We start from the raw sequence: 24,823 nt of genomic DNA, 5'->3' as shown, positions 1-24,823 counted from the left end.
GCTCATGCGTTTTTTCCGTCAACAAGCCGACGAACGTACAGATGCACAGCAAAAACTTCTTTTCCTGTCATTTCGTATATGTCGTCAATGACTTGTTTTTGAATATGTTCACAGAAAGCGAGCATATTTTGCTTCATTTTGAACGAAACTGTCATATGAATCATCAGTCGCTTTTGTTGCTCATATACTTTCACGTCTTCTAATATGACATCATCAAACGGTTGTACACTCATCGCAACAATCGTTATAATGGGTTTATGCATATACATCCTCCATACGATTTATGAAATGAAAGCAGGTGTCGTTTCGTTGTTTGAGAAAATTCCAAAGCGGTCTATATACATGATTGTTATTTTACTTGCGATCGTTTTACTCACATACTGGGTCGCTCCAATTGCCGTTCCGATTTTATTCGCATTGATTACTGCCGTTTTTTTAGAGCCAGCAGTGAAAGTAGCACAGCAACGGCTCGGGTTTAAGAGACAGTCCGCTACTCTTCTTGTGTTTAGTTTATTTACGCTATTTATGTGTTTAAGCGGTTACTTTATTATTACAAAAATTGTGACAGAAGCGTTTCACTTTTTTAGAAACTCACCGCTATATTTGAATGAAATGATTGCGGGATGGAATGAACTTGTCGCTCGCTGGTACAAGCAGACAGAAAAATTGCCGCCGTTTGTTGTGGCGGAATTAAGTCATCAAGTCGATTTGTTTTTAACAAAATTAAAAACGCAGCTAACCGCTTCATTGAGCTTGAATAAAGTAAGCGCGCTTGTGGCAAACGTTCCAAAGTTTTTAATTAACTTTCTCGTTTATTTAATTACTTTATTTTTATTTATGCACGATTTACCGAAAATACGAGAGGCGATTTTTTCTCATTTAACAGAAGAAACGAAAGAAAAAGTACATTTTATGATGTCGCGTCTATCGTACGTCGTATTTGGCTTTTGGAAAGCGCAATTTCTCGTCAGCTTAATTATTTTTGCCGTATCCCTCGTCGGACTGTTGCTCATTACACCGAAAGTGGCGTTATTTACCGCTTTTATTATTTGGGTGATCGACTTTATTCCGATCATCGGCTCTATTATCGTTATGGCACCATGGGCCATTTTCCACTTCGTCACAGGCGATACAGTATTAGCGACAAAACTATCAATTCTCGGTGTCATTTTGCTCATTTTACGCCGAACGATTGAGCCGAAAGTGATGGGGGCGCATATCGGATTATCACCGTTAGCTACGCTTATTTCGATGTATTTAGGTGTGAAAATAATGGGGGCGCTCGGTCTTATTTTGTTTCCGCTGTTGCTCATCGGCATAAAATCTGCCAAGGAAGCAGGTATTATTAAATTTAACTTTAAACTGTAAAGAGGGTGAATGTTCACCCTCTTTTTAAAATCCTAAAATCGCTTTAATAACCGATGTCGTTTCACCGCCGCGGTAAAAGACGTATAACAATAAATAGACGGCTACGCCTGTCGTTGCGGTGAAAAACCAGACGACGCTCGTGATCGGACCAATTTTTTTATGGCGCAACCAATTTTTTTTCACAGCAGAAAGCAACGTGACAATGCCGAAAACGGCGCCAGCCGTCGCTAAAAAAATGTGGAAAAACAAAAAGATCGTATAATATATTTTTATATCGTCTGGACCACCGAAGCTCGTATTGCCGATAAAAATGGTGCGCGACAAGTAAATGATAAAAAATGCGAGCGCAAAAGCAGCAGCAAGCCACATCGTTTTCTCATGCTTTTTTACTTGCTTTTGTCGAATAAAATACCAGCCAACCGCTACAAGAATAGCGCTGATGACGATAAAGCTTGTACTAATGGTAGGTAAAATTGGTAACGAACCCATAGTTTCCCCTCTCTAACCTATGATTTTGTCGTTTGCATGGCGATATTTTCTTCATCTCTTTCTTTTCGATACCATTCAATAAAAATGTAAAACAACATAACCCCATATACAATTTCTTGGATAATTTTCATTAATACGCCACCGAGCTGTTGATCGTGCAACAGCGACATCGAGCTAAACATTTCTGGTCCGCTTAATTCAAGCGACGATAACGTCGTTTGCGGAACGCAAAGCGCTAAAGCGTTTATCCAAGCAGCTGGATCGTAATACGTCGCATATAACGGTGTATCCGCGAAAATAATAAGCGCACAAGCGGGTGTAAGCAACACGCCGTCCGCAAAAATATACCCTATTTTTTTCAACCCAGATAATGTGGAAAAACCGCGCACTTCGTTGACGAGCGGCCACCACATCATCATCGCCGCGATAAAAATGGCTGTCGTCATAAGTGCATGCAACCACATATTTGTTTTCACGACATCGAAAATCAAAGGCACATGGTATAACGAGAAAATACCATTAAACAAAAATAACGCAATCAACGGTCTCGTGAAAAATGCAAACGTCGACCGAATGATTTGAATGCGAAAAAGCGCTTCAAACATCCACGAAGGAATGCCTTTAATAAGAAGCGGTGGAACGATCAAATAAAGCACAGCCATTTGCGTCATATGCGCGCTAAACATTAAATGCCCTAACAAGTCAACTGGAGAACCTTTACAAATATAAAGCAAAACAATCGCAGTCACAAACAACGTTTTTTGTTTCGTCGTCGTTTGTTCTTTTGCACGGTTGACAAGCCAAAAATACGCGATCGTTACAGCAACTAAAGAAACGAAAAAGTAAGGACTCCACATCGCTTCAAAACCAAATATACTTAACGGCATCATACTCACCTCGCTTTTTTTCCGACTTTATTATACTACAAACGTAACAAACGTGAAAAGAAAAGAAGCTAGCACACGCTAGCTTCTTTAAATCCAGACGATCGTTAAAAACGCCCAAATCGTAACGAACGCAACAACTACACCGCCATACAAGAAAAGCGCTGGAAGTTCATGTCCTTTATGGCTCATATGCATAAAGTAATACAGTTGGAAAATGACTTGTACGACCGCTAACAATAAAATGAACGGTACAGAAAACCAAGCGGAAAATCCTTCATATCCAACCGCAAAAAAGGCGATGAGCGTTAAGAAAATCATTAACGTAAATGAAACAATTTGATGTTTCATTTCTTCTGCATTTTTTTTGCGACGATACGCTACATCTACTTTTGGGTTTTGTACATGTGTATGATTTGCCATACAATCACCCCACCATTCCCATTAAGTATACGACCGTGAAAATGAACACCCAAACGACGTCGATAAAGTGCCAATATAAGCTTGCGACGTAAAACTTCGGTGCATTATATAAGTTTAACCCACGTTTCGCGTTACGAATCATTAACGTTAAAATCCAAAGCAAACCGAACGCTACGTGCCCACCGTGTGTACCAACAAGCGTATAAAACGCTGAAGAAAAGGCGCTTGTTGAAAACTTAAATCCTTCATGCACGTACTCTGTAAACTCGTAAATTTCAAGCGCTAAAAATCCGGCGCCAAGCAATACGGTAATGCCGAGCCAAAGCTGCATTTTTTTGAAGTCGAAGTTGCGCATATGATGCATCGCATATACGCTCGTTAAGCTGCTTGTTAGTAACAGCATCGTCGCTAAAAAGACGATCGGCATTTGGAATAATTCTTTCGCAGATGGACCGCCTGCCACAGAATCTTTTAACGCTAAATATGTGGCGAAGAGAGAGGCGAACAATACCGTCTCTCCGCCGAGGAAAAACCAAAAACCTAAAAACTTATTTTTCCCTTCAAGGGTCGCTTTTTCAGGCTCTGCCGGAAACGTCTCCGGCGTTAATTTTTCTTCCACATGCATTATGCCCCAGCCCCCTTCTTCTCCGCTTCCATTACTTCTTCTTTATGAATATGGAAGCCGTGGTCATCAATAATTGAACGGAAGAACATCGCACCGAGCGTAATGAGCAAGCCGAATACGCCAACTGGTGTTCCCCACGCATGATCTTGATGGAACAAGAAACCGAATGCGGCTACAAATAAGCCGAGCGAAATAACAAACGGTAAAATGGATGGATTCGGCATATGAATGTCACCGAGCGGCTCTGCCGGTGTTAAGCCTTTTTTGCCTTCCATTTTTTCAATCCAATACGCATCTAAGCCACGCACAAGCGGCGTTTGCGCAAAGTTGTACTCTGGCGCTGGCGAAGATACTGCCCATTCAAGCGTGCGTCCATCTTCCCAAGGGTCGTTGCCTACTCGTTTTCCTTTTACTGTTGTAATGACAACGTTTGCTAATAACACGACTGTACCTGCCGCCATGAAAAATGCACCGACTGTACTAATCATGTTTCCTGTTTCAAATCCTTGGCCAGGCAAGAACGTGAATACGCGGCGTGGCATACCCATTAAGCCTAGGAAATGTTGAATAAAGAACGTTAAATGGAATCCGATAAAGAACAACCAGAATGTCACTTTTCCTAGTTTTTCATCTAACATTTTCCCGAACATTTTTGGCCACCAATAGTGTGCCCCTGCAAGTAGCGCGAATACAACCCCACCAACGATAACGTAGTGGAAGTGCGCAACGACGAAATAGCTATCGTGATATTGATAGTCTGCTGCCGCTGTGGCGTTCATCACCCCTGTCACCCCACCGATGACGAACGATGGAATGAACGCGACCGCATACATCATTGGCGTTGTGAAGCGAATGCTTCCGCCCCACATCGTAAATAGCCAGTTGAAAATTTTAATTCCTGTCGGAACGGCAATCGCCATTGTCGCAACCGCAAAGATCGCGTTAGCAATCGGGCCCATACCAACGGTAAACATATGGTGCGCCCACACCATGAATCCTAAAAATCCGATTAACACCGTCGCAAATACCATCGATGAATAACCGAATAAACGTTTACGTGAAAACGTCGCAAAAATTTCTGAGAAAATACCGAACGCTGGTAAGACGAGAATGTATACTTCTGGGTGACCGAAAATCCAGAACAAGTGCTCCCAAATGATCGTATTTCCACCAAGCGCTGGGTCAAAAAAGTTTCCACCAAATAAACGGTCCATCATCATGAAAATTAAACCGACTGTTAATGGCGGGAACGCGAATAAAATGAGCGCAGATGTGACAAATGTTGCCCATGTGAACATCGGCATGCGCATATATGTCATTCCTGGCGCGCGCATATTGATGATCGTCACGAGGAAGTTAATTCCTCCGATCAACGTCCCTAAACCAGAAATTTGTAATCCTAATACGTAAAAGTCAATGCCGTGCGTTGGTGATGCAAGAGATAACGACGCGTAAGATGTCCAACCCGCATCAGGTGCTCCACCTAAAAACCAAGATAAGTTTAAAAATACACCACCGAAGAAAAATAACCAAAATCCAAGCGAGTTTAAAAACGGAAACGCTACGTCACGCGCACCGATTTGAATCGGTACAACCGCGTTCATCATCGCGAACACAAGCGGCATCGCCGCAAGGAAAATCATCGTCGTTCCGTGCATCGTCAACACTTCATTGTAAAACCCTGCGCTAATGAAGTCGTTGTTTGGCACGGCGAGCTGAATGCGAATAATCATCGCTTCTAAACCGCCAAGCAAGAAGAAAATTCCGCCGGCGATCAAGTACAAAATCGCAATCTTTTTATGGTCTACTGTCGTTAAGTAGTCCCAAATGACTGCGCCGACACCTTTTTTCCGAGCTAACGTACTCACAGTTTAACCTCCCTTTATCGATAATCCCCTTACTCAACTGATAATGTCATTAAGTATTTTGTTAATGCTTCAAGTTCTTCATCAGATAATGCTGGATAAGTACCTGTCATTTTGTTGCCTGGCTTCACTTTCTCTGGATCTTTTAACCAAGCTTTTAAGTTTTCTTCGTTATGTTCTAAAATGCCGGCAATGCGAGAACGGTCGGCAAAGTCCGCTAAGTTTGGCGCAAGGCGAGCTTGCTCTGGACGACCGTCAACCGGTGTAACAGCGTGACAGCCAATACAGCTTTTATTGAAAATTTCTTCCCCTTGTTTCACAACAGGATCTGTTGAAGCAACAGGTTTTGCATTTTTCATTTTTTCTACCCATTGATCAAACTCAGCGCGAGGAAGCGCCTTCACTTTGAAGTCCATTAATGCGTGTGACGGACCGCAAAGCTCCGCACATTTTCCGTAAAATAGACGTCCTGCCTCTTCGGCACGTTTGTCATCAAATGTGAGGAAAAATTGGTTCGTATTATCTGTATTTGTATCCATTTTTCCTCCAACGGCAGGAATCCAGAACGAGTGTTTGACGTCAGATGCTTTTAAGTTAAAATACACGCGTTCATCTGTTGGAACGACTAAATCTTGGCTTGTAATAATGCCGTAATCTGGGTACTCAAACTCCCACCAGTACAAATTCGCGCGCACGTTGACGACAACAACGTCGCGTTCTTTTTTGTTCATCGGTTTTACATCCGCCAATTTAAACGTGTATAAAACCGTCGGAACAGCTAAGATGATTAGTAAAATAATCGGAATAACTGTCCAAATAATTTCAAGCGTATGGCTTCCTTCTACTTGTTTTGGAATTTTGTTTTCTTCCCCTTTACGACGACGGAAGCGAGTCACGACGTAAAGGAAGATGATTGTTACAACCGCAATGACGATGACCATAATGGCCGTGCTGAGCAGCATAAGCTTGTACTGCATGTCAGCTACTTCTCCTGCTGGCTGAAGCGTCGATAAAAACGGCTTACCGCAACCAGCTAGCAAAAGCGCCATGGCGGAGACAAGAGAAACCAAGCGCCAATTTCGTAGCCACTTCTTCATAGCCTAATCAAACCCCTCTTTCGATTATGAAATAAAGTGAAATATATACATTCTTTCTTTACAAAAAGAAAGAATTGTAAACTTTTTAATCAATGGTGACAATGACCATCGTCACAAATAAAATCGTTAAATAATTCAATGAATAAATGAACATCCATTTCGCCCATTTCATATCGTCTTTCATCTTAAAACCTGCTAATCCAAGAGCTAGCCAACCGACATTTAATAGCGTGGCGATGACCATAAACGGAACGCCCAGTGAAAATAAGTAAAACGGAAGCGGTAAAAGCGCCACAATCCAAATGACAATTTGCCGTTTTGTCATCGCAAATCCGTGAACGACAGGAAGCATCGGAATGCCTGCTGCACGATACTCCTCACATCGCTTCATCGCCAGCGCTAAAAAGTGTGGCGGTTGCCATAAAAACATAAGCAAAAACAAAATGACTGGAACGATATGAAATCCGTCATCGACCGCTGTCCAGCCAATGACGGGCGGAACTGCGCCAGAGACGCTTCCGATGACCGTATTGAACGTATTGCTTCTTTTCGACCACATCGTATATAAAAAGACGTACGTCACGACGCCAACTAATCCAATGATGGCGGCGGTGACAGTCGTCATAAGCAAACTGATCGTACCGACCGCGACGAGAAGAATGCCAAACCAGAGTACGCGCTTCGGCTCTACGCTTCCGCTTACCGTCGGGCGACCTTTTGTCCGCTCCATCAAATGATCAATATCGCGATCAATGAAATTATTTAACGCACATGAACCTGCAATGACGAGCGCAGATCCAATGAGCGCAAAAAACACCGTATGCAAGTTGCTTAAAAAACCTTTCCCAGTAAAATGAAGGGCTAGCCAAAGTCCCGTAAACGTCGTAATTAAATTGGAATTGACAATGCCAATTTTTACGACAGCCAATATATCTTTTAGTACACCTGATTGGATTTTCGTCGTTTTTACATCCTCGACTACATCCGCCATCTGCCGCCACTCCTCTCTCATGCCTTTGAAGGCGTTTCCATTCTATACACGATAACGATATGTCGTCTCTGTATATTAAAGCACATTTCTCCGTCAAATTGTGAACTTTTTTTGTCTTAATTGTGTCGAATTTGTGTCAAAATGATATTGTTACAATGAAAACGTTGAAAAACAGCCGCATTTATATTTCTAGCAAACTCCGTCCAAATATTCAACTACATTTGTCACGTTTGTTATATTGTAAAATAATAAAACTTTGCGCTTTTCGACATTTTCCGCTAATATGAGGATAGAATTTCTTCACACTCATTTCACATTTATTATACAGTTTTTACTAGGTATTTGCTAGATAAAATTTCTCGTTAAGGAAGTGGATACATTGCAACGGCTTTTAAAATGGTTTGCGGTAGCGACAACAATCGGCATGCTTTTCGTTTTAATCGGTGGGGCGCTTGTGACAAAAACAGGCTCAGGCATGGGGTGCGGTCGTTCGTGGCCGCTTTGTCACGGGCAGCTCATCCCATCGAACATTACGGCTGAACTTCTGATTGAATTAAGCCATCGCGTCGTTTCAGGCGTCGTCGGGCTGATGGTGCTTATTTTATCTGTTTGGGCATGGAAAGCGATCGGTCATATTCGTGAAACAAAATTTTTGGCCGTCGTTTCGTTCGTGTTTCTCGTTTTGCAAGGGCTTATTGGAGCGGCGGCGGTCGTGTGGGGACAATCGGACGTCGTGCTTGCGCTTCATTTCGGCATTTCGTTAATTTCGTTTGCGGCTGTCTTTTTGTTAACGTTGTTTATTTTTGAAGTAGATAAAAAATTTGACGCCGCATCCGTTGTGCTCGATCGCACGATGACATTTCATATTTATGGCATTATTGCGTATTGCTATATCGTCGTCTATACCGGGGCGCTCGTTCGCCATAAACAAGCGAGTTTAGCGTGCCCAAGTTGGCCGTTTTGCGCACAAACGCGCCTATTCCCGACGCAACTACATGAATGGGTGCAAATGGGACACCGCTTTGCAGCGGGATTATTGTTTCTTTGGATTTTATGGGCAACGATATATGCGATCAAACGATATAAACATCAGCCAATTATGTACTGGGGCTGGCTTATCGCACTCATTCTCGTCAGCTGTCAGGTCGCAACAGGGGCGCTTGTCGTCTTTACGGGATTAAACTTATACGTCGCCTTAGCTCACGCGTTTTTCATTTCATGTTTATTTGGTGTATTAAGCTACTTCGTACTACTGGCGACACGTAGCAAAAAAGAAAAAGAGGTCGGGCATCAAGCCGTTCCATCTGCCGTATTAAAAATCGAGTAGGAGGAGGTGATTAACCTCCGTCCTCTCACACCACCGTACGTACGGTTCCGTATACGGCGGTTCAATCAAGATCAATGACGCAAGAATTCATAACGTTCTTGTAGACTTTTGAGCCCTTGGTCATTCCAGTAGGAGTTTCCAAGGGTTCTGTGTAAGATGGGGCTATTTGAAATACGCCAATATCCTTTCCGACTATTTCCCCATTCATACGCTTTCCACGAAGGAACTCCCAATTTGATCAAGTTTCGTATCCTCGTTTTTGGTGTTTTCCAACTTTTCCATAAGCACATACGAAGTCTTCGACGAATCCACCCGTCCATTTTCCGAAAGATTGATTTCGTATCCGCCAGCGCAAAGTACCCACACCATCCGAATAAATACTGATTCAGTTTCTGAATTCGGTATTCCATGGAATATGGCATCTTTCTCGAGGTGATTTCTCGTACTTTCTTCTTCATTCGTTTGAGACTTTCTTCTGCCACTCGAATCTTGGGCTCTTCGGCATCGATAAAACTGAATCCAAGAAACTTTCGTTTCCAAGGACGGTCTACTGCCGACTTTTTCTCATTCACTTTTAGGCGAAGTTTACGTTCGATGAATCGTTGAACGCTTGCCATTGTTCGTTCTCCTGCCCTTTTTGATTTTACGTAAATGTTACAGTCGTCTGCGTAACGAACGAATTGATGTCCTCTTTTCTCTAATTCTTTATCCAGCTCATCAAGGACGATGTTGGAAAGGAGCGGACTTAATGGACCACCTTGTGGCGTTCCTTTCTCTGTACTTGAAACCACTCCATGAATCATGACACCCGACTGCAAGTACTTGCGGATTAATTTTAATAACGGTTTATCGTGGATTCTTTTCGCCAATGTGCTCATAAGTCTGTCGTGGTTGACCTGATCAAAGAACTTTTCCAAATCGATGTCTACAACCCATCGGTATCCTTCTTTGATATATCCTTGTGCTTTCCTCACTGCATCATGGGCACTTCGATTTGGGCGAAAGCCATAGCTATGTTCGGAAAACATCGGGTCATATATCTTCGACAATACTTGGGCAATCGCCTGTTGAATCAAACGGTCTGTCACGGTTGGGATACCTAGTAACCGAACACCGCCATCAGGCTTCGGGATTTCGACTCTTCGGACAGGCATCGGTTCATAGGTACCTTTGAGAATCGCTTCTTTGATGGACTGCCAGTTTTCGACGATGTGCGTTCGCAGGTTTTGTACGGGCATCATATCTACTCCATGGCTGCCCTTATTTTGTTCTACTCGTTTCAATGCGAGAAGCATGTTCTCTCGTGACAGGATTTGATTCAAAACCATCGTTATTCTTCCTTCCGTAAATAGCTGTTCTTCTTATGCCAGTCGTCACTCCACCCTCCAAAAGATCCCCCACGGGATTCACCGTTTCCTTTCTCTTGGGAGGTCCTATGTTTTCTGTGTTCATCGTGACGGACTGAATGCCAAGGGCTATTTTCTCTTGATTGTTCAGTCCTTCCGAATCGTTCTAGACCGATTCGTACTATGACCTCTGCTGACTTCTGATGATTCAGCTACTTATCGCTAAGTAGGTTGTGAAGGGTACTTCACGTATCCATCAGACCTCCTCGGGTAAGAGTGCAATCTTTCCTTCCATCTATCTGCTTCATTTACTCTGTATCACCTTCGGCAGAAAGGACTTTGTTTTGTTTAGCAAACTCATCCAATGATACCTAGCCTTATATGAAGTTCGTGTTCCTCAGACCGGAAGTTTGCCGCTCGCTTCCTTCAGATTCCGTGTCGCCACGGACACCCTTGCGTTAAGCTAACTGCTACTTCTGCCTTCGCAGTTCGGGACTTTCACCCTAGAGATTGCACCCATGCCGAGCACACTAAAAGAACGAGGGATTCCCTCGTTCTTTTATTTTTCCGCTAATTCAATTAACAAATCGCCTGTTTGGATGGCGTCGCCACCTTTGACGTAAATATCTTTCACAATACCAGAAAACGGTGCTTGCACGGTCGTTTCCATTTTCATCGCTTCCGTAATCATTAAATGGTCACCTTTTTTCACTTTTTCCCCTTTTTCAACGAGCACTTTCACGACTGTCCCCGGCATCGTCGCAGCAATATGGTTCGGATTGTTGCGATCCGCTTTCACGCGCGCAACGACCGTTGTTTTAATGCTTTCGTCTTTCACGACGATTTCGCGCGGTTGACCGTTTAACTCAAAGTACACGACTCTTGTTCCGTCCGCTTGTGGCTGGCCGATTGAGACGAGCTTGACGATTAACGTTTTTCCTTTTTCGATTTCAATTTCAATTTCTTCACCGAGACGCATGCCGTATAAAAACGTCGGCGTATCCAAAACAGATACGTCCCCAAACTGCTCAACGGTGCGCGCATATTCCACAAACACTTTCGGATATAGCGCATAAGCTAACACATCATAGTCAGTCACTTCACGCTGGACGATATGATATAACTCTTCGCGCAACTTTTCAAAATCGACAGGCTCTAACAGCTCCCCAGGACGAACGGTAATCGGTTCGCGTCCTTTTAAAATGATGCGCTGCAACGTTTCTGGAAATCCGCCGTGCGGCTGACCGAGATAGCCTTCGAACAGTTCAACGACGGAATCAGGAAAATCAAGCGTTTCCCCGCGCTCGTAAATGTCTTGTTCGGTTAAATTGTTTTGAACCATATATAACGCCATATCGCCAACGACTTTCGACGATGGCGTCACTTTCACGATGTCGCCAAACATGTCGTTCACGCGACGATACATTTCTTTTACTTCGTCCCAACGGTCACCTAAACCGACCGCTTTCGCTTGTTGTTGTAGGTTGCTATATTGTCCGCCCGGCATTTCGTGCATATACACTTCCGTATGCGGCGCGTTCATGCCGCTCTCAAAATCGACGTAATATTTCCGCACATCTTCCCAATAGCGCGACAACTTTTCAAGCGATGCGATATCGACTTCCGGTGCGCGTTCTGTCCCTTCAAGCGCATAATAAAGCGTATTGGCGCTCGGCTGTGACGTTAAACCGGCCATCGCACTTACCGCTACGTCAACAATATCGACTCCTGCCTCAATCGCTTTTGCGTACGTGTAAATGCCGTTTCCACTCGTATCGTGCGTATGCAAATGAATCGGAATGTCGACGACTTCTTTTAAGGCGGAAATAAACGTATAGGCCGCTTGCGGCTTTAATAGTCCCGCCATATCTTTAATGGCTAAAATATGGGCGCCCGCTTGCTCAAGTTCTTTCGCTAAGTTTTTATAGTAATCGAGGTTGTATTTTGTACGGGCTGGGTCAAAAATATCACCTGTATAGCAAATAGCTGCTTCAGCAACTTTTCCTGTTTGACGTACCGCATCAATGGCAACTGTCATTCCTTTTACCCAGTTTAAGCTATCGAAAATGCGGAATACGTCAATGCCCGCTTCGGCTGACTTTTTCACAAACTCGCGAATGACGTTGTCTGGATAGTTTTTATATCCGACCGCATTCGATGCACGAAGCAACATTTGGAACAAGACGTTTGGAATTTTTTCACGCAATTGAATAAGCCGCTCCCACGGGTCTTCTTTTAAGAAGCGATACGCGACATCGAACGTCGCCCCACCCCACATTTCCATCGAAAAGAGTTGCGGCCATAAACGCGCAGTCGGCTCCGCGATACGCAACAAATCGTTTGTGCGCACGCGCGTCGCTAACAGCGATTGATGAGCATCACGAAACGTCGTATCCGTAAGCAATACACGGTTTTGCTCTTTAATCCATCGCACAAGCCCGTCCGCGCCATGTTCATCTAATATGTGTTTCGTCCCTTTTGGCATCGGTTCGATATAGTTCACTTTCGGGATGCGCGGAGGGTCAAACACCGGTTTTTTCTTTTTCCCGATGCCCGGAAAGCCGTTGACTGTCACTGTTCCGATATACGACAACATTTTCGTTCCGCGGTCTTTACGCTTCGGGAAAATAAATAGCTCAGGCGTCGTATCAATAAATGACGTATCGTATTCGCCTTTTAAAAACTTCGGATGTTGAACGACGTTTTCTAAAAACGGAATGTTCGTCTTAATGCCGCGAATACGAAACTCGCGCAAGTTGCGCAACATTTTTGCCGCCGCTTGTTCAAACGTGAGCGCCCACGTCGTCACTTTGACTAACAGCGAATCGTAATATGGGGTAATGACCGCCCCTTGAAAGCTATTTCCAGCATCTAAACGGACGCCGAAGCCGCCGCCGGAACGATATGCCATAATTTTCCCAGTATCCGGCATAAAGTTGTTTAACGGATCTTCCGTTGTCACGCGCGATTGAATCGCATAGCCGTGAACAAAAATTTGTTCTTGCTTTGGAATACCTACTTTTTCGCTATGTAGCGCATGTCCTTCCGCAATTAAAATTTGCGATTGCACAATATCAATGCCAGTAATCATTTCCGTAATCGTATGTTCGACTTGAATGCGCGGATTGACTTCAATAAAGTAAAATTCATCGCCAGAAACGAGAAACTCAACCGTTCCCGCGTTCACGTATTGTACGTTTTTCATCAATTTTACTGCCGCTTCGCAAATGTTTTCGCGGAGCGCTTTCGAAAGCGACACGCTTGGCGCTACTTCAACGACTTTTTGATGGCGGCGCTGCACCGAGCAATCTCGGTCGTATAAGTGAACGATATTGCCGTATGCATCACCTAAAATTTGTACTTCAATATGTTTTGGACGTTCGATTAATTTTTCGACATATACTTCATCGCTACCAAATGCCGCTTTCGCCTCTGATTTGGCGCGCTCGTACGCTTCTTTCACTTCCGCTTGCGAACGAACGATGCGCATCCCACGACCACCGCCGCCTAACGCAGCTTTAATGATCATCGGATAACCGTATGTCTCACCAAAGCGCAACACGTCCTCCAAGCTTTGCACAGGGCCATCGCTTCCCGGAATAACCGGAATGCCCGCTTGTTTCGCTTGGTGGCGCGCTTTCACTTTATCGCCGAACATATCTAAATGTTGTTGGCGCGGTCCGATAAAAATGATACCTTCCTCTTCACATCGTCTCGCAAATTCGATGTTTTCCGATAAAAAGCCGTAGCCCGGATGAATCGCATCGACATCATGCATTTTCGCGATTTCGATAATGCCTTCGATGTCTAAATAAGCTTCAATCGGCTTTTTTCCTTCTCCAACTAAATACGCTTCATCCGCTTTGTAGCGATGATACGATCCGGCATCTTCACGCGAGTAAATCGCAACGGTGCGAATGCCGAGCTCATTGCACGCGCGAAACACGCGAATCGCAATTTCCCCACGGTTTGCAACAAGTACTTTTTGAATACGCCTCATTATGCATCCTCCCCCTATTGTTCATATAAAAACTATAACGAATTTTCTGTATTTGTAAATAGGATTACGAAAAAGAAATATCATTTTTTTGAATATTACTTTGTTTTTCTGTTTTATGTTTCCGTTCGTAATTTGTTACCGCCGCGATGTTCGCCAGCACTCCCGCACACATCATAAGTAAAACGAGCGACGATCCGCCGTAGCTGACAAACGGAAGCGTCACCCCTGTAAGCGGGATAATACCTGTCACCCCACCGAGATTGATGAACGATTGAATGCCGATCATTGCGGAAATACCGATAGCTAATAAACTGCCGAACGCATCTGGACATCTCCTTGCAATGACAAAGCCACGCAATACGATAAACGACAGTAAAATAAAGACGAATGAAACGCCGAATAAACCAAGCTCCTCTGCGATGACTGCCATAATAAAGTCGGTATGCGCTTCTGGCAAATAGCCGTATTTTTGAATGCCTTGTCCAAGACCGAGACCTTTTAGTCCCCCGTTTGCGATTGCAAAATATGAGTTAATGAGTTGATATCCTTCTTTTTGTGCGTATGCAAACGGATCTAAAAAGCTGTACAGCCGCGCCTTGCGCACCTCAGTAAAAACTTTATCATATATGAACGGAAGGGATAAGAGAAAAACAATTCCGAATAATACGCCTTGTTTAATTAATAGCCATTTGCTTGTTGCTGACGAAAGAATAATTGTTAAACAAATCGCAACGATAATGAGCATTGTTCCAGCGTCTGGCTGAAGAAAAATAAGCAAGCAAATAAACAGCATATAATAAATGGGAAAGAGCGCTTCTTGTGGCGATGTAAGCATTTTTTTTTGCTTGTTAGCTAAGACGCCGCTTAAGTAAATAATTAAACCGATTTTCGCAAATTCAGCTGGCTGAATGCGAATGAGACCGATTTTAATCCAGCTCGTCGCGTTGTTTGCTGTATGTCCAAATAAAAGGACGTAAAGGAGCGGTAACGGCATCGCAAAAAAAATAAATTGCAAAAACTTTTTGCGCGCATAATGTTTGTACGGAACGAAGGCCGTGAGCACAAACATGCACGCCCCGATCATCCATGCCCATTTTTGCTTTTGAAAAAAATAATCGCTTGGAGTATGAAAGCGGACGACCGCTGTAATCATGCTTGCGCTATATACCATCACAAGCCCGAACAACGATAATAAACATACCGCGAGGATGAGCGGATAATCATGGTATTTGACGAACGTTTTCAAACGCATATGCTCCATCTTCCCTTTTCTTCTTTGCTCTCATTGTACTACAAAATAGAAAAAACCCAAACGAAATTCGTTTGAGTTTTTGTCATTTTTTCTTCTTTTTCGTGCACGCTTCATGCAATGCCGAAAGCTCGCGCTCAAGCCGGTCTAAAATCGCCTTCCCGTCTTTTTCATCGACAAGACCTAACCGAATCGCAAAATCGATTTCACGGGATAAACCGAACATTTGCGTATCTAACACTTCTTCGTATAGCGGACATTGCGGCATCGTTAAATGATCCATTTGTACTTGAATGAGCTTAACGATTTTTTCCGCATCCGCTTGCAATAGCGAATAGGCTCTTTCCCGAAAGTTTATCGCCACTTCAGGCGTCACGCTGACCCCTCCGTTCCGTACGTTCCTGTTCCTTCATCTTATCGTGAATGCGAGAAAAATGCAAGCATGACGTCTTGCTGTACAATTTTACAAACAAGCGCTTTCATCATATAATGACATCATATAATGAAAGGTAGATAGGGGGAATAAATATGGTCATCGTCATCAAAGGGAACGTGAAATTTACAATTACGCTCGATCCGAGCGTATGGATTTTCGATGATCGAAAAGTAGATGTACATACTTATTTTACAAACAATGATGAAGTGACACAACAGAAAGAAACGGACGATATTCAAAAAATTTCAGCGTATTGGGATCGTGAAATTCAAGAAGGAGCGGTGTCTCCACCGACATTGCAAACAGAAAAACAGTTTGAAAAAGAAAAAATATTATCGGGTACGTTCGGCATGCCGTTTGCCCCGTTTTTACGCAACGCGGAACCGAACGACGATGCCAAGCGTTTCACCATCGTCACAGAAAACGGCAATACGACCATTTCCCTTGCCGAAGCTTATGAGCTGTTATTATGTTTTGCAAAAGATGGCAAACCGCTAAAAGAAGATGGGCCTGTCCATATTTATTTCGGGGACGGCTCAAATCGCGACAATCCGATCACGCACGTGCGGGCGTTTATCGTCGAGTGAAAAGAGGCGCTTCGCCTCTTTTCTTTATAAAAGGTCCGCGGCAAGCTGTGCAAGCGACGAACGCTCTCCTTTAATTAACCGCACGTGCCCCGCGACTTTTTGTTCTTTAAACTTCTCAACGACGTATGTGAGCCCGTTATTGTATTCGTCTAAATATGGATGGTCGATTTGGGCAGGGTCACCCATTAATACAATTTTGCTTCGTTCCCCGACGCGCGTTAAAATCGTCTTCACTTCATGTTTCGTTAAATTTTGCGCCTCATCAATAATAATGAACTGCTCCGGAATGCTTCGGCCGCGTATATACGTGAGCGCCTCCACTTCAATCGAGCCCATCCCTGATAAAATGGCATCGAGTTCGCCCGGCTTTTTCGTGTCGAATAAAAAGTGTAAGTTATCAAAAATCGGCTGCATCCACGGGCGCAACTTTTCTTGCTTCTCGCCCGGCAAATAGCCGATATCTTTTCCGACAGGCACAATCGGACGAGCGACAAGCAATTTTTTATATAGCCGTAAATCTTCCGTCTGCATCAATCCTGCCGCTAACGCAAGCAACGTCTTTCCTGTCCCTGCTTTCCCGATGAGCGTAACAAGTGGAATATCTGTGCGCAACAACAATTCAAACGCCATTGTTTGCTGAACGTTGCGCGGACGAATGCCCCAAATATGATCGTAATGAAACACAAGTTTTCGCACTTTTTTTCCTGTATGATCGACGATGCCAAGCGCCGATGAAGAGCCGCCAAGCGCATCTTTCATGACGATAAATTGGTTCGGATAAAACGGATGGTTCGTAATTTCGGCAAGCACAAGTTCACCTCTTTCATAAAAGCGACCTAAATGCTCCGGACTTATGTACAAATCTAAAAAGCCAGTATAAATATGATCAATTTCAACGACGCGATCGCTTAAAAAATCTTCCGCTTCTAGCCCAATCGCATCTGCTTTGACGCGCACGAGCGCATCTTTGCTAACTAAAATAACCGGGCGACCGTCTTCTTTCGTTTGTTCTTCAAGCAATAAATTTTTCGCCACAGCTAAAATGCGGTTGTCATTCGTTTTTTCAATGAAAATTTCTTGCAGTTGCTGAAACGAGCGATGGTTTAATTCAATGCGCAGCACGCCGCCATTTTCGAGCGGAATTTTTTCATGCAGTTTTCCGCTTTGTCTTAAGTTATCGATAATTTTAGATACTTGGCGCGCATTTCTGCCTACTTCGTCCATATACCGTTTTTTTGAGTCGACTTCTTCTAATACGACAGCCGGAATGACGACTTCGTTATCTTGAAAGGAAAAAATAGAATACGGATCTTGTAAAAGCACGTTTGTATCTAATACGTATATTTTTTTGCCCACGCTTTTTCCCCCTTGACGACCGTCGTTGGACGGGATTGTTGTTTATATATATGAACGGACGCATAAAGATAGAAGAAGTTTTGCAAAATAAAGTTAAAGACGAAAAGGGGTGGAACGATTGAAATATATAATTGTTTTTATTTTGCTTGTTGCGAGCGCCTGCGGACAGCAAGCGCAGCCAAACGACCGCCAATCGCTCGTTCATGTGAAAAACACGACAAATGAGCGAATCGTGAACAAATCCGGCCAACAAATTGCGCGCCATCTTGCAAATCTTGCTAGCAGCGTGCCAAATGTCAACGATGCGACCGTATTAGTTGTTGGGAAATATGCGTTAGTAGGTATTGATGTGAACGCTAAGCTTGACCCATCGCGCGTCGGGACGGTAAAATATTCCGTCGTCGAAAGCTTGCAAAAAGATCCGTACGGAGCGAACGCAATCGTCATTGCCGATGCAGATTTAAATGCACGGCTGAAAGCGATTCAAAAGCAAGTGGAAAACGGAAAGCCGATTCAAGGATTTATGGATGAACTCGCCGCCATCGTCGGTCGCGTCATGCCTGAAATTCCGAGCGACTTTTTACAAACGACAAATCCGCGCTCAACAAGACAAAACGATAAACAGCTAAATGAAGGAGAACAGCAGCAGTTAGAAAACGAACAACAAAAACAGTCAAACGACCATATGAAATAAGCCGAGCGTGTCGCTCGGCTTATGCTTGTTTTAATGCGCTCATTACTTGTTGATCGAGCTTGGCAGCGGCTTGTGCATCGTACGTTTTTTCATATTTCGGTTCGACTGAAATTTTTGCGCCGTAAAACATGACATCGCGCACTTCTTCAATGTCAACTTGAATAGCGGCGAGCTTTAGCGGAACGTTTTCTAACTTTTCTACTTTCACATGCGCTTTTCCGCTAATGGAATACGTCGATTCGTTGGCGATCAACACGATCGATATCGCTGGATTAGCCTGCACGTTTGCAACGATGCGCGAACGTTGGTCAACCGCAAAATACAATCGGTCAGGCGTCGGAGCGTACACCCATGAAATCGCACTTGTATTTGGTGCACCTGTTTCATGATCGATCGTGCACACGATGACAAATCGTTCTTTTTGTAGCGATTGGAATAACGGTTCAATTAATGTCGGTTCTACCGCATTTGGCATATGTATCCCTCCTTGTTTTTATCATACCTTTTTTTCACACAGTTTCAAACAATATGATATACTAATTTTTAAAAAAACATGCGAGGTTAGACGATGAGAGTACGATGCATTCTTTGTGAAAAAATAGATACGTTAAACGATGAATCGCTGCTTGCGAAACGTTTGCGCAACCGGCCGATTCATACATATATGTGCGAAACGTGCCATGAGCGCATTGCGCAAAAAACGAAAGAGCGGCTAGCGACCGGCAAATTTCGCTTTTTCCGCACGAGCAAACATGAAACAGAATGGTAAGTAAAACGCTGTCGTCCCCCCAAAAACTTTTGCAACATCGGTGGGCGACGACAGCTATGTATGATGAGCAACCAAATACTTCTTTTCCTGTCAGATGTATCATGTTCTCCATATGTTATACAGTTCAAATAAGAAAAAGCACCATGCACGAAGCATAGGCGCTTATTCATAATTGATATATTTTTCAGGTTCGCGATTCATTTGATCGAGCATCGTTTCGACGAGCTCGGCTGGAAAGCGAAACGTGCGCGATTCGTTGTTTACGGTAAATACAACTGTATAGACGTCGTCTTCTTTTGTATATGCGATTTGCTCAACCGCATGATCTTCGCGCAACAAGTCGGCAAAAAATCGTTCCGTTTCTTGTGCTGCCGTATCGTCTGGACGAGCATGAGCGACCACCGTAATCGTTAACCAGTTGTACACCGCATCTTGTAGTTTCATGCGCTCTCCTTCCTTTCTTGACGCAATCGCCATTTATAAATGATTAATACGACCGCCGCAACAAGCAATCCTTCTGCGACAGGCAAAAAGACGGCGAAAAACGTTAAAATCGTACAACCGATTACAAGCAACGAGTAAATAATAACGTTTTTTAATAGCGGTAATTCACGCGCAAAGCCAAGACGATACACAATGATCGATAAAACAACAATCGTCGCATACAACAGCCACATCCCTTTCGTTGGCTGTTCATGCACATTGTATAGCGAAGCGAAAAACGACAGGCGACCGATCACATCCATGACGACCCCTCCTACTTCTTTTGCTCGGCGAGTTTTTTCTTTTTCGCGATTTTTTCCCGTTCGTTTTTATCTAATATTTTTTTTCGCAAGCGAATCGATTGTGGCGTTACTTCGCAATATTCGTCGTCGTTTAAATATTCGAGCGCTTCTTCTAACGTCATAAGGCGCGGTTTTTTCATCGTCACCGTCTGTTCTTTCGTTGACGAGCGGACGTTTGTCACGTGTTTCGTTTTGCATACGTTTACGACTAAATCGTTGTCGCGGCTATGTTCGCCAACGATCATCCCTTCATATACTTCCGTTCCCGGCTCGATGAAAATGACGCCGCGGTCTTCCACTTGCATAATGCCGTAAGCGGTCGCTTTTCCTGTTTCCATCGAAATGAGCACCCCTTGATGTCTGCCGCCAATTTGACCTGCAATGACCGGCTGGTAGCTATCAAATGAATGGTTTAAAATGCCGTATCCGCGCGTGAGCGACATAAATTCTGTGCGATACCCGATTAATCCGCGCGCAGGAACGAGGAAAATGAGGCGCACTTGCCCGTTTCCATTGTTGATCATATCGACCATTTCCCCTTTGCGCGCCCCAAGCGACTCCATAATCGCCCCGGTATACTCTTCAGGAATATCAATTTGCACGCGCTCCACAGGTTCGCACATGACGCCGTCAATTTCTTTCATAATGACTTCCGGTTTTGATACTTGCAGTTCAAACCCTTCGCGGCGCATATTTTCAATTAAAATAGATAAATGTAACTCTCCGCGTCCTGACACGATCCACGCATCCGGCGAATCGGTCGGTTCGACGCGAAGCGATACGTCCGTTTCTAACTGGAGACGAAGGCGCTCTTCAATTTTTCTCGCTGTGACATGTTTCCCTTCACGTCCGGCAAATGGACTATTATTGACAAGAAACGTCATTTGCAACGTCGGCTCGTCAATACGAAGCGGAGGCAATGCTTCTTGCGCATCAAGCGGACATACCGTCTCGCCTACGTTGATATCTTCCATGCCGGAAACGGCAACTAAATCGCCTGCTTTCGCTTCTTCAATTTCGATGCGCTTTAAGCCAAGAAAGCCAAACAGCTTTGTCACGCGAAACGTTTTTACCGATCCGTCAAGTTTCATAAGCGCCACTTGCTGCCCGACTTGCATGCGCCCACGGAAAATGCGTCCGATGCCAATTCGGCCGACGTAATCGTTATAGTCAAGAAGCGCCACTTGAAATTGAAGCGGCTCATCGCTATTGTCCATAGGTGCAGGAATATGTTCGACAATCGTTTCAAACAGCGCGGTCATATCGGCGTCTTGTTTGTCGGCATGTAAACTCGCTGTCCCGTTAATCGCTGAAGCGTACACGACCGGAAACTCAAGCTGTTCTTCCGTTGCACCAAGCTCAATAAATAAATCGATCACTTCGTCGACAACTTCGTGCGGGCGGGCGAATTCGCGGTCAATTTTATTGACGACGACAATCGGTGTTAAGTTTTGTTCGAGCGCCTTTTTTAATACGAATCGCGTTTGCGGCATGCATCCTTCATACGCATCAACGACGAGAAGCACCCCATCGACAAGGCGCATAATGCGCTCGACTTCGCCGCCAAAGTCGGCATGTCCCGGCGTATCTAAAATGTTAATGCGCGTCCCTTTGTATTGAATCGCTGTATTTTTTGCTAAAATGGTAATGCCTCGTTCACGTTCTAAATCGTTGCGATCAAGCGCCCGTTCTTCCACTTGTTCGTTCGCCCGAAACGTCCCAGATTGGCGAAGCAATTGGTCGACTAACGTCGTTTTTCCATGGTCAACGTGCGCAATAATCGCGATGTTGCGAATATCGTTTCTCACTTTTGTCAACTCCTATTTTTCAACATTGCGCGTCTATTATAGCATAAACATAGTAGAAAAGCGGAATGTTTTGTTGTAACCTAAAAGGAAAGAGAATGAGGAGGAAGAAAATGAACAAATTTCAACCGCTTTTTTTTATGATTGCACTACTTGCCACAACGGCGATGATTAGCATCGGCATTGCAATCGCTTACCGACATGTGCCGGCGATCATTGCGGCGACGATCGCTCTCTTTGGAGTCATGGGGCTTGGCTTTTCATTAAAAAAAAGAAAAAGCGCTAACGAGCAATAGTTAGCGCTTAATCATTGAAAGTACTTCTTCATGCAATCCCGGTTTAGAAACGAATACGGAACTTTTTTCGATCATATTGAGCGGTTCACCGTACAAGTTCGTCACGACACCGCCGACTTCTTGAACGATCACCATGCCACCTGCAATATCCCAAGGGGATAAACGAAGCGTAATGTACGCATCGAGTTTCCCAGCGGCAATATACGCCATCTCGAGCGCAGCGGAACCGTATGAACGAGTGCCGCGCGCTTTTTTCACAAGCGGGGCAAGCACATTCGGGTCGATGCGGTGGTTTTCCGTCACCCATGTTGCATTTAATGAAATAACGGAGCGGTCAAGCGTCGTTTTTTCAAGCGGAGGAAGCGGCGTGCCGTTTACAAACGCCCCTTTTCCTTTTTGGGCATAGTACAGTTCGTCAAACGCGACATCGTAAATGTAGCCGAGCATGCCGACCCCATCGTGAAACACCCCGACAGAAATCGCAAAATGGCGCTGCTGATGAACGAAATTCATCGTCCCGTCAATCGGATCGATAATCCAAACGATGCCGTCTAGCGCTTCAAGCGTATCGCCAAATCCTTCTTCCCCTAAAACGCGATGCGTCGGATACGTTCGGCGAATGCGCTCAATAAAAAATTGTTCAATTTCCCGATCGACGTTTGTCACTAAGTCAGACGGACTTGATTTCGTTTCAATGTTTAGTTTCGTTTGAAACGCATCACGAATGCGCTCCCCTGCTTCGCGAATCCAATGCTGCATATGTTGATCAATTTCGTTCCACATATAAAACCTCCTGCATATACTTATGTAGAAAAGGCGGCGCTGGCCGCCTTTCAGTTCGACAGACGAATGAGTTCTTGGCGTAGTCTTTCTAATTTTCGTTTGCATTCGTTTTTTTTCGCTTCGTTATTTTCTAGCATGGCTTCATAAAGGGTGGCTAATTCGTAGTCTACTTCGAGCTTTAATACTTTTATTCGTCGTTCTCCGTCCATTTTCTTAAATGCATCAGCTGTTTTTTTCATATTGTGCACCCCTTCCGTTTTGAAGTCTCTTTTCTGAATATGTTCTTTTTTACATACTATGTAACGGAAAGGGGATATGCAACTTTACATGTTCACAATATCTCCATTGGACAACTCTTTTCCTTTTTTCATCGTTTTATACGGCGAATAGCCGCTTACTTTCTCAAATTCATCGCACAGTTTTCGTTCTTCCGCTTTGCTTGGGACAATTTCTTTAAAGCGACGATATAAGTTCATCAGCTGTTCCCGTTCAATGCCTTGTTCGTACGCTTGTTCAACGCCTTCGTAAAATTTAATAACGTCAATGATTTCTTCTGTTGACCAACTGTAATCAATCGGGTATGCATATTTCATGATGTTCACCTTTCTTTTTCGCTGTCTGTTTTAGTTTGCCCAACGTGCGCGAATTTGTTCCGCTTCTTGAATCATGCGGGCAAAAAGTTCGTCCACGCTCGGTACATCGCGAATAAGCCCAATCACTTGTCCCGCCCATGCAAATCCTTCTTCTGTATTGCCGTCGTAAATAAACCGCTTATTCGCTTGTCCGCTAATGTACTCTTTTAACTGTTCGTATCCTTTCCCTTCTTGTTCAAACTGTAAAATTTTTTCCGTCCATTCGTTTAACAAGGCGCGGGCAGGCGCACCAAGCGTACGTTTAATGACGACGGTATCGCTTTCTGTGCGTTCCACAAGCATTTGTTTATACACCGGATGGGCATGAATGCATTCTTTCGTTGCAATAAAGCGCGTGCCCATTTCAATGCCTTCTGCCCCAAGCGCCAAGGCAGCCATCAAGCCGCGCCCATCTCCGATCCCTCCTGAAGCGATGACAGGAATCGATACGGAATCGACGACGCGCGGCACTAATACAAATGTGCCGATATCATGTTTGCCGAGATGTCCGCCACCTTCTTGTCCGACGACCATAACCGCATCTGCGCCTAATTGTTCCGCTTTCACCGCTTGACGTACCGCCGCCACGAGCACAAGTTTTTTCACCGGCACGCCTTGCAGCCGCTCAAAAATCGGAGCAGGGTTTCCACCTGTCATCGAAATGACCGGCACGTTTTCTTCAATTGCCACATCGAGCATGTGCGCAAACGGGCGTCCATGTTGTCCGATCGCAAAATTGACACCAAACGGTTTATCTGTTTTTTCGCGCACTTTTTTAATTTCTTCGCGCAATTCATCAGGCGTCGCAAGCGACATGGCCGTAATTTGACCTAGCCCCCCCGCATTCGATACCGCCGCCGCTAAATCGGCATACGCTAAATACGCCAAACCTCCTTGAATGATCGGATAACGAATGCCTAACAACTCCGTTACTCTCGTGTTCCAGTTCACAGCCCATTCCCCCTTTACTTTTTATCATTCTTCACACATAAAGAAAAGTCCTTCACAAACAATAA

General features: G+C 44.2%; 26 protein-coding genes and 1 pseudogene. 6 read left to right on the top strand and 21 right to left on the bottom strand.

Annotated features, from left to right (window positions below):
• Positions 1 to 2 precede the first annotated feature (2 nt).
• Positions 3 to 263 carry a hypothetical protein gene (locus ACPF7I_RS04915; RefSeq protein WP_430744447.1) on the bottom strand — a complete coding sequence of 87 codons (261 nt, stop codon included), beginning with the start codon at positions 261 to 263 and terminating at the stop codon, positions 3 to 5.
• Here ACPF7I_RS04915 and ytvI point away from each other — a divergent pair.
• The gene (gene ytvI, locus ACPF7I_RS04910; RefSeq protein ID WP_430744449.1) at positions 250 to 1,368 is read left to right on the top strand and encodes a sporulation integral membrane protein YtvI; all 1,119 of its coding nucleotides are present in this window, start codon (positions 250 to 252) and stop codon (positions 1,366 to 1,368) included. The two genes, ACPF7I_RS04915 and ytvI, sit on opposite strands and share 14 nt — an antisense overlap.
• A gap of 24 nt (positions 1,369 to 1,392) precedes the next feature.
• On the opposite strand, the gene ACPF7I_RS04905 is transcribed toward ytvI, so the two are convergent.
• From ACPF7I_RS04905 to cyoE, 7 genes and pseudogenes are all read right to left on the bottom strand, one after another.
• Positions 1,393 to 1,857, bottom strand: coding sequence for a DUF420 domain-containing protein (locus ACPF7I_RS04905; RefSeq protein WP_430744451.1), 465 nt, complete (start codon positions 1,855 to 1,857; stop codon positions 1,393 to 1,395).
• Positions 1,858 to 1,874: 17 nt separating this feature from the next.
• Positions 1,875 to 2,747, bottom strand: a complete 873-nt coding sequence (ctaG, locus tag ACPF7I_RS04900; protein ID WP_430744453.1) for a cytochrome c oxidase assembly factor CtaG — start codon at positions 2,745 to 2,747, stop codon at positions 1,875 to 1,877.
• A gap of 84 nt (positions 2,748 to 2,831) precedes the next feature.
• On the bottom strand, positions 2,832 to 3,164 hold the full coding sequence (ctaF, locus tag ACPF7I_RS04895; protein WP_430744454.1) for a cytochrome c oxidase subunit IVB: 333 nt from the start codon (positions 3,162 to 3,164) through the stop codon (positions 2,832 to 2,834).
• Between the two features lie 4 nt (positions 3,165 to 3,168).
• Positions 3,169 to 3,789 carry a cytochrome c oxidase subunit III gene (gene ctaE / locus ACPF7I_RS04890; protein WP_430744456.1) on the bottom strand — a complete coding sequence of 207 codons (621 nt, stop codon included), beginning with the start codon at positions 3,787 to 3,789 and terminating at the stop codon, positions 3,169 to 3,171.
• Complete coding sequence (gene ctaD / locus ACPF7I_RS04885; protein WP_430744457.1) at positions 3,789 to 5,657, bottom strand: cytochrome c oxidase subunit I; 1,869 nt, start codon at positions 5,655 to 5,657, stop codon at positions 3,789 to 3,791. Before ctaD ends, ctaE begins: the two co-directional genes overlap by 1 nt.
• 29 nt (positions 5,658 to 5,686) lie before the next feature.
• Positions 5,687 to 6,751 carry a cytochrome c oxidase subunit II gene (gene coxB / locus ACPF7I_RS04880; RefSeq protein WP_430744458.1) on the bottom strand — a complete coding sequence of 355 codons (1,065 nt, stop codon included), beginning with the start codon at positions 6,749 to 6,751 and terminating at the stop codon, positions 5,687 to 5,689.
• Positions 6,752 to 6,836: 85 nt separating this feature from the next.
• Positions 6,837 to 7,688 (bottom strand): annotated as a pseudogene (cyoE, locus tag ACPF7I_RS04875) (heme o synthase); the annotation flags it as partial.
• Positions 7,689 to 8,121: 433 nt separating this feature from the next.
• Between cyoE and ACPF7I_RS04870 the strand changes: the two are divergent.
• Positions 8,122 to 9,069 (top strand): COX15/CtaA family protein, encoded by a 948-nt coding sequence (locus ACPF7I_RS04870; protein WP_430744460.1) that lies wholly within the window; start codon positions 8,122 to 8,124, stop codon positions 9,067 to 9,069.
• A 71-nt stretch (positions 9,070 to 9,140) separates the two neighbouring features.
• On the opposite strand, the gene ltrA is transcribed toward ACPF7I_RS04870, so the two are convergent.
• The 4 genes from ltrA to ACPF7I_RS04850 form a co-directional block, all read right to left on the bottom strand.
• Positions 9,141 to 10,397 carry a group II intron reverse transcriptase/maturase gene (gene ltrA / locus ACPF7I_RS04865; protein WP_064221401.1) on the bottom strand — a complete coding sequence of 419 codons (1,257 nt, stop codon included), beginning with the start codon at positions 10,395 to 10,397 and terminating at the stop codon, positions 9,141 to 9,143.
• 577 nt (positions 10,398 to 10,974) lie between these two features.
• The gene (gene pyc / locus ACPF7I_RS04860) at positions 10,975 to 14,415 is read right to left on the bottom strand and encodes a pyruvate carboxylase (protein ID WP_430744461.1); all 3,441 of its coding nucleotides are present in this window, start codon (positions 14,413 to 14,415) and stop codon (positions 10,975 to 10,977) included.
• Positions 14,416 to 14,479: 64 nt separating this feature from the next.
• Entirely contained in the window at positions 14,480 to 15,676 is a 1,197-nt protein-coding gene (locus tag ACPF7I_RS04855; protein ID WP_430744463.1) for an FtsW/RodA/SpoVE family cell cycle protein, read from the bottom strand.
• A 73-nt stretch (positions 15,677 to 15,749) separates the two neighbouring features.
• A complete protein-coding gene (locus tag ACPF7I_RS04850) occupies positions 15,750 to 16,040 on the bottom strand; it encodes a YlaN family protein (RefSeq protein ID WP_003395168.1) in 291 nt (96 codons plus the stop codon).
• Between the two features lie 152 nt (positions 16,041 to 16,192).
• Between ACPF7I_RS04850 and ACPF7I_RS04845 the strand changes: the two genes are divergently transcribed.
• Positions 16,193 to 16,687 (top strand): peptidyl-prolyl cis-trans isomerase, encoded by a 495-nt coding sequence (locus ACPF7I_RS04845; RefSeq protein ID WP_430744465.1) that lies wholly within the window; start codon positions 16,193 to 16,195, stop codon positions 16,685 to 16,687.
• A 24-nt stretch (positions 16,688 to 16,711) separates the two neighbouring features.
• Here the strand turns inward: ACPF7I_RS04845 and ACPF7I_RS04840 are convergent, their stop codons facing one another.
• On the bottom strand, positions 16,712 to 18,043 hold the full coding sequence (locus tag ACPF7I_RS04840; RefSeq protein ID WP_430744467.1) for a PhoH family protein: 1,332 nt from the start codon (positions 18,041 to 18,043) through the stop codon (positions 16,712 to 16,714).
• 109 nt (positions 18,044 to 18,152) lie between these two features.
• Between ACPF7I_RS04840 and ACPF7I_RS04835 the strand changes: the two genes are divergently transcribed.
• Positions 18,153 to 18,737, top strand: a complete 585-nt coding sequence (locus ACPF7I_RS04835; protein WP_430744468.1) for a YhcN/YlaJ family sporulation lipoprotein — start codon at positions 18,153 to 18,155, stop codon at positions 18,735 to 18,737.
• A gap of 19 nt (positions 18,738 to 18,756) precedes the next feature.
• On the opposite strand, the gene ACPF7I_RS04830 is transcribed toward ACPF7I_RS04835, so the two are convergent.
• Positions 18,757 to 19,212 carry a pyridoxamine 5'-phosphate oxidase family protein gene (locus tag ACPF7I_RS04830; RefSeq protein WP_430744470.1) on the bottom strand — a complete coding sequence of 152 codons (456 nt, stop codon included), beginning with the start codon at positions 19,210 to 19,212 and terminating at the stop codon, positions 18,757 to 18,759.
• A 93-nt stretch (positions 19,213 to 19,305) separates the two neighbouring features.
• On the opposite strand from ACPF7I_RS04830, the gene ACPF7I_RS04825 reads away from it, so the two are divergent.
• The gene (locus ACPF7I_RS04825) at positions 19,306 to 19,506 is read left to right on the top strand and encodes a YlaI family protein (protein WP_430744471.1); all 201 of its coding nucleotides are present in this window, start codon (positions 19,306 to 19,308) and stop codon (positions 19,504 to 19,506) included.
• A 162-nt stretch (positions 19,507 to 19,668) separates the two neighbouring features.
• Here ACPF7I_RS04825 and ACPF7I_RS04820 read toward each other — a convergent pair whose 3' ends face one another.
• From ACPF7I_RS04820 to typA, 3 genes are read right to left on the bottom strand one after another with little or no spacing between them, the layout of a single operon-like run.
• Entirely contained in the window at positions 19,669 to 19,950 is a 282-nt protein-coding gene (locus tag ACPF7I_RS04820) for a hypothetical protein (RefSeq protein ID WP_430744472.1), read from the bottom strand.
• Complete coding sequence (locus tag ACPF7I_RS04815; RefSeq protein WP_430744474.1) at positions 19,947 to 20,252, bottom strand: YlaH-like family protein; 306 nt, start codon at positions 20,250 to 20,252, stop codon at positions 19,947 to 19,949. The genes ACPF7I_RS04820 and ACPF7I_RS04815 overlap by 4 nt, the downstream gene beginning before the upstream one ends.
• Before the next feature lie 11 nt (positions 20,253 to 20,263).
• Positions 20,264 to 22,108, bottom strand: a complete 1,845-nt coding sequence (gene typA, locus ACPF7I_RS04810) for a translational GTPase TypA (RefSeq protein ID WP_430744475.1) — start codon at positions 22,106 to 22,108, stop codon at positions 20,264 to 20,266.
• A gap of 101 nt (positions 22,109 to 22,209) precedes the next feature.
• On the opposite strand from typA, the gene ACPF7I_RS04805 reads away from it, so the two are divergent.
• The gene (locus tag ACPF7I_RS04805) at positions 22,210 to 22,392 is read left to right on the top strand and encodes a DUF5325 family protein (RefSeq protein ID WP_430744477.1); all 183 of its coding nucleotides are present in this window, start codon (positions 22,210 to 22,212) and stop codon (positions 22,390 to 22,392) included.
• Here the strand turns inward: ACPF7I_RS04805 and ACPF7I_RS04800 are convergent, their stop codons facing one another.
• From ACPF7I_RS04800 to ACPF7I_RS04785, 4 genes are all read right to left on the bottom strand, one after another.
• Positions 22,393 to 23,175, bottom strand: a complete 783-nt coding sequence (locus ACPF7I_RS04800) for an inositol monophosphatase family protein (protein WP_430744479.1) — start codon at positions 23,173 to 23,175, stop codon at positions 22,393 to 22,395. It lies immediately after the preceding gene.
• Positions 23,176 to 23,225: 50 nt separating this feature from the next.
• Positions 23,226 to 23,414 (bottom strand): hypothetical protein, encoded by a 189-nt coding sequence (locus tag ACPF7I_RS04795; protein ID WP_042533759.1) that lies wholly within the window; start codon positions 23,412 to 23,414, stop codon positions 23,226 to 23,228.
• Between the two features lie 84 nt (positions 23,415 to 23,498).
• Positions 23,499 to 23,768, bottom strand: coding sequence for a UPF0223 family protein (locus tag ACPF7I_RS04790; protein WP_430744481.1), 270 nt, complete (start codon positions 23,766 to 23,768; stop codon positions 23,499 to 23,501).
• Positions 23,769 to 23,798: 30 nt separating this feature from the next.
• Complete coding sequence (locus ACPF7I_RS04785; RefSeq protein ID WP_430744483.1) at positions 23,799 to 24,758, bottom strand: NAD(P)H-dependent flavin oxidoreductase; 960 nt, start codon at positions 24,756 to 24,758, stop codon at positions 23,799 to 23,801.
• Between the last annotated feature and the right edge of the window lie 65 nt (positions 24,759 to 24,823).

The sequence above is a fragment of the Anoxybacillus dikiliensis genome (assembly GCF_050613275.1).
Taxonomy (GTDB): Bacteria; Bacillota; Bacilli; order Bacillales; family Anoxybacillaceae; genus Anoxybacillus.
This window is presented reverse-complemented; position numbering and strand designations above follow the sequence as displayed.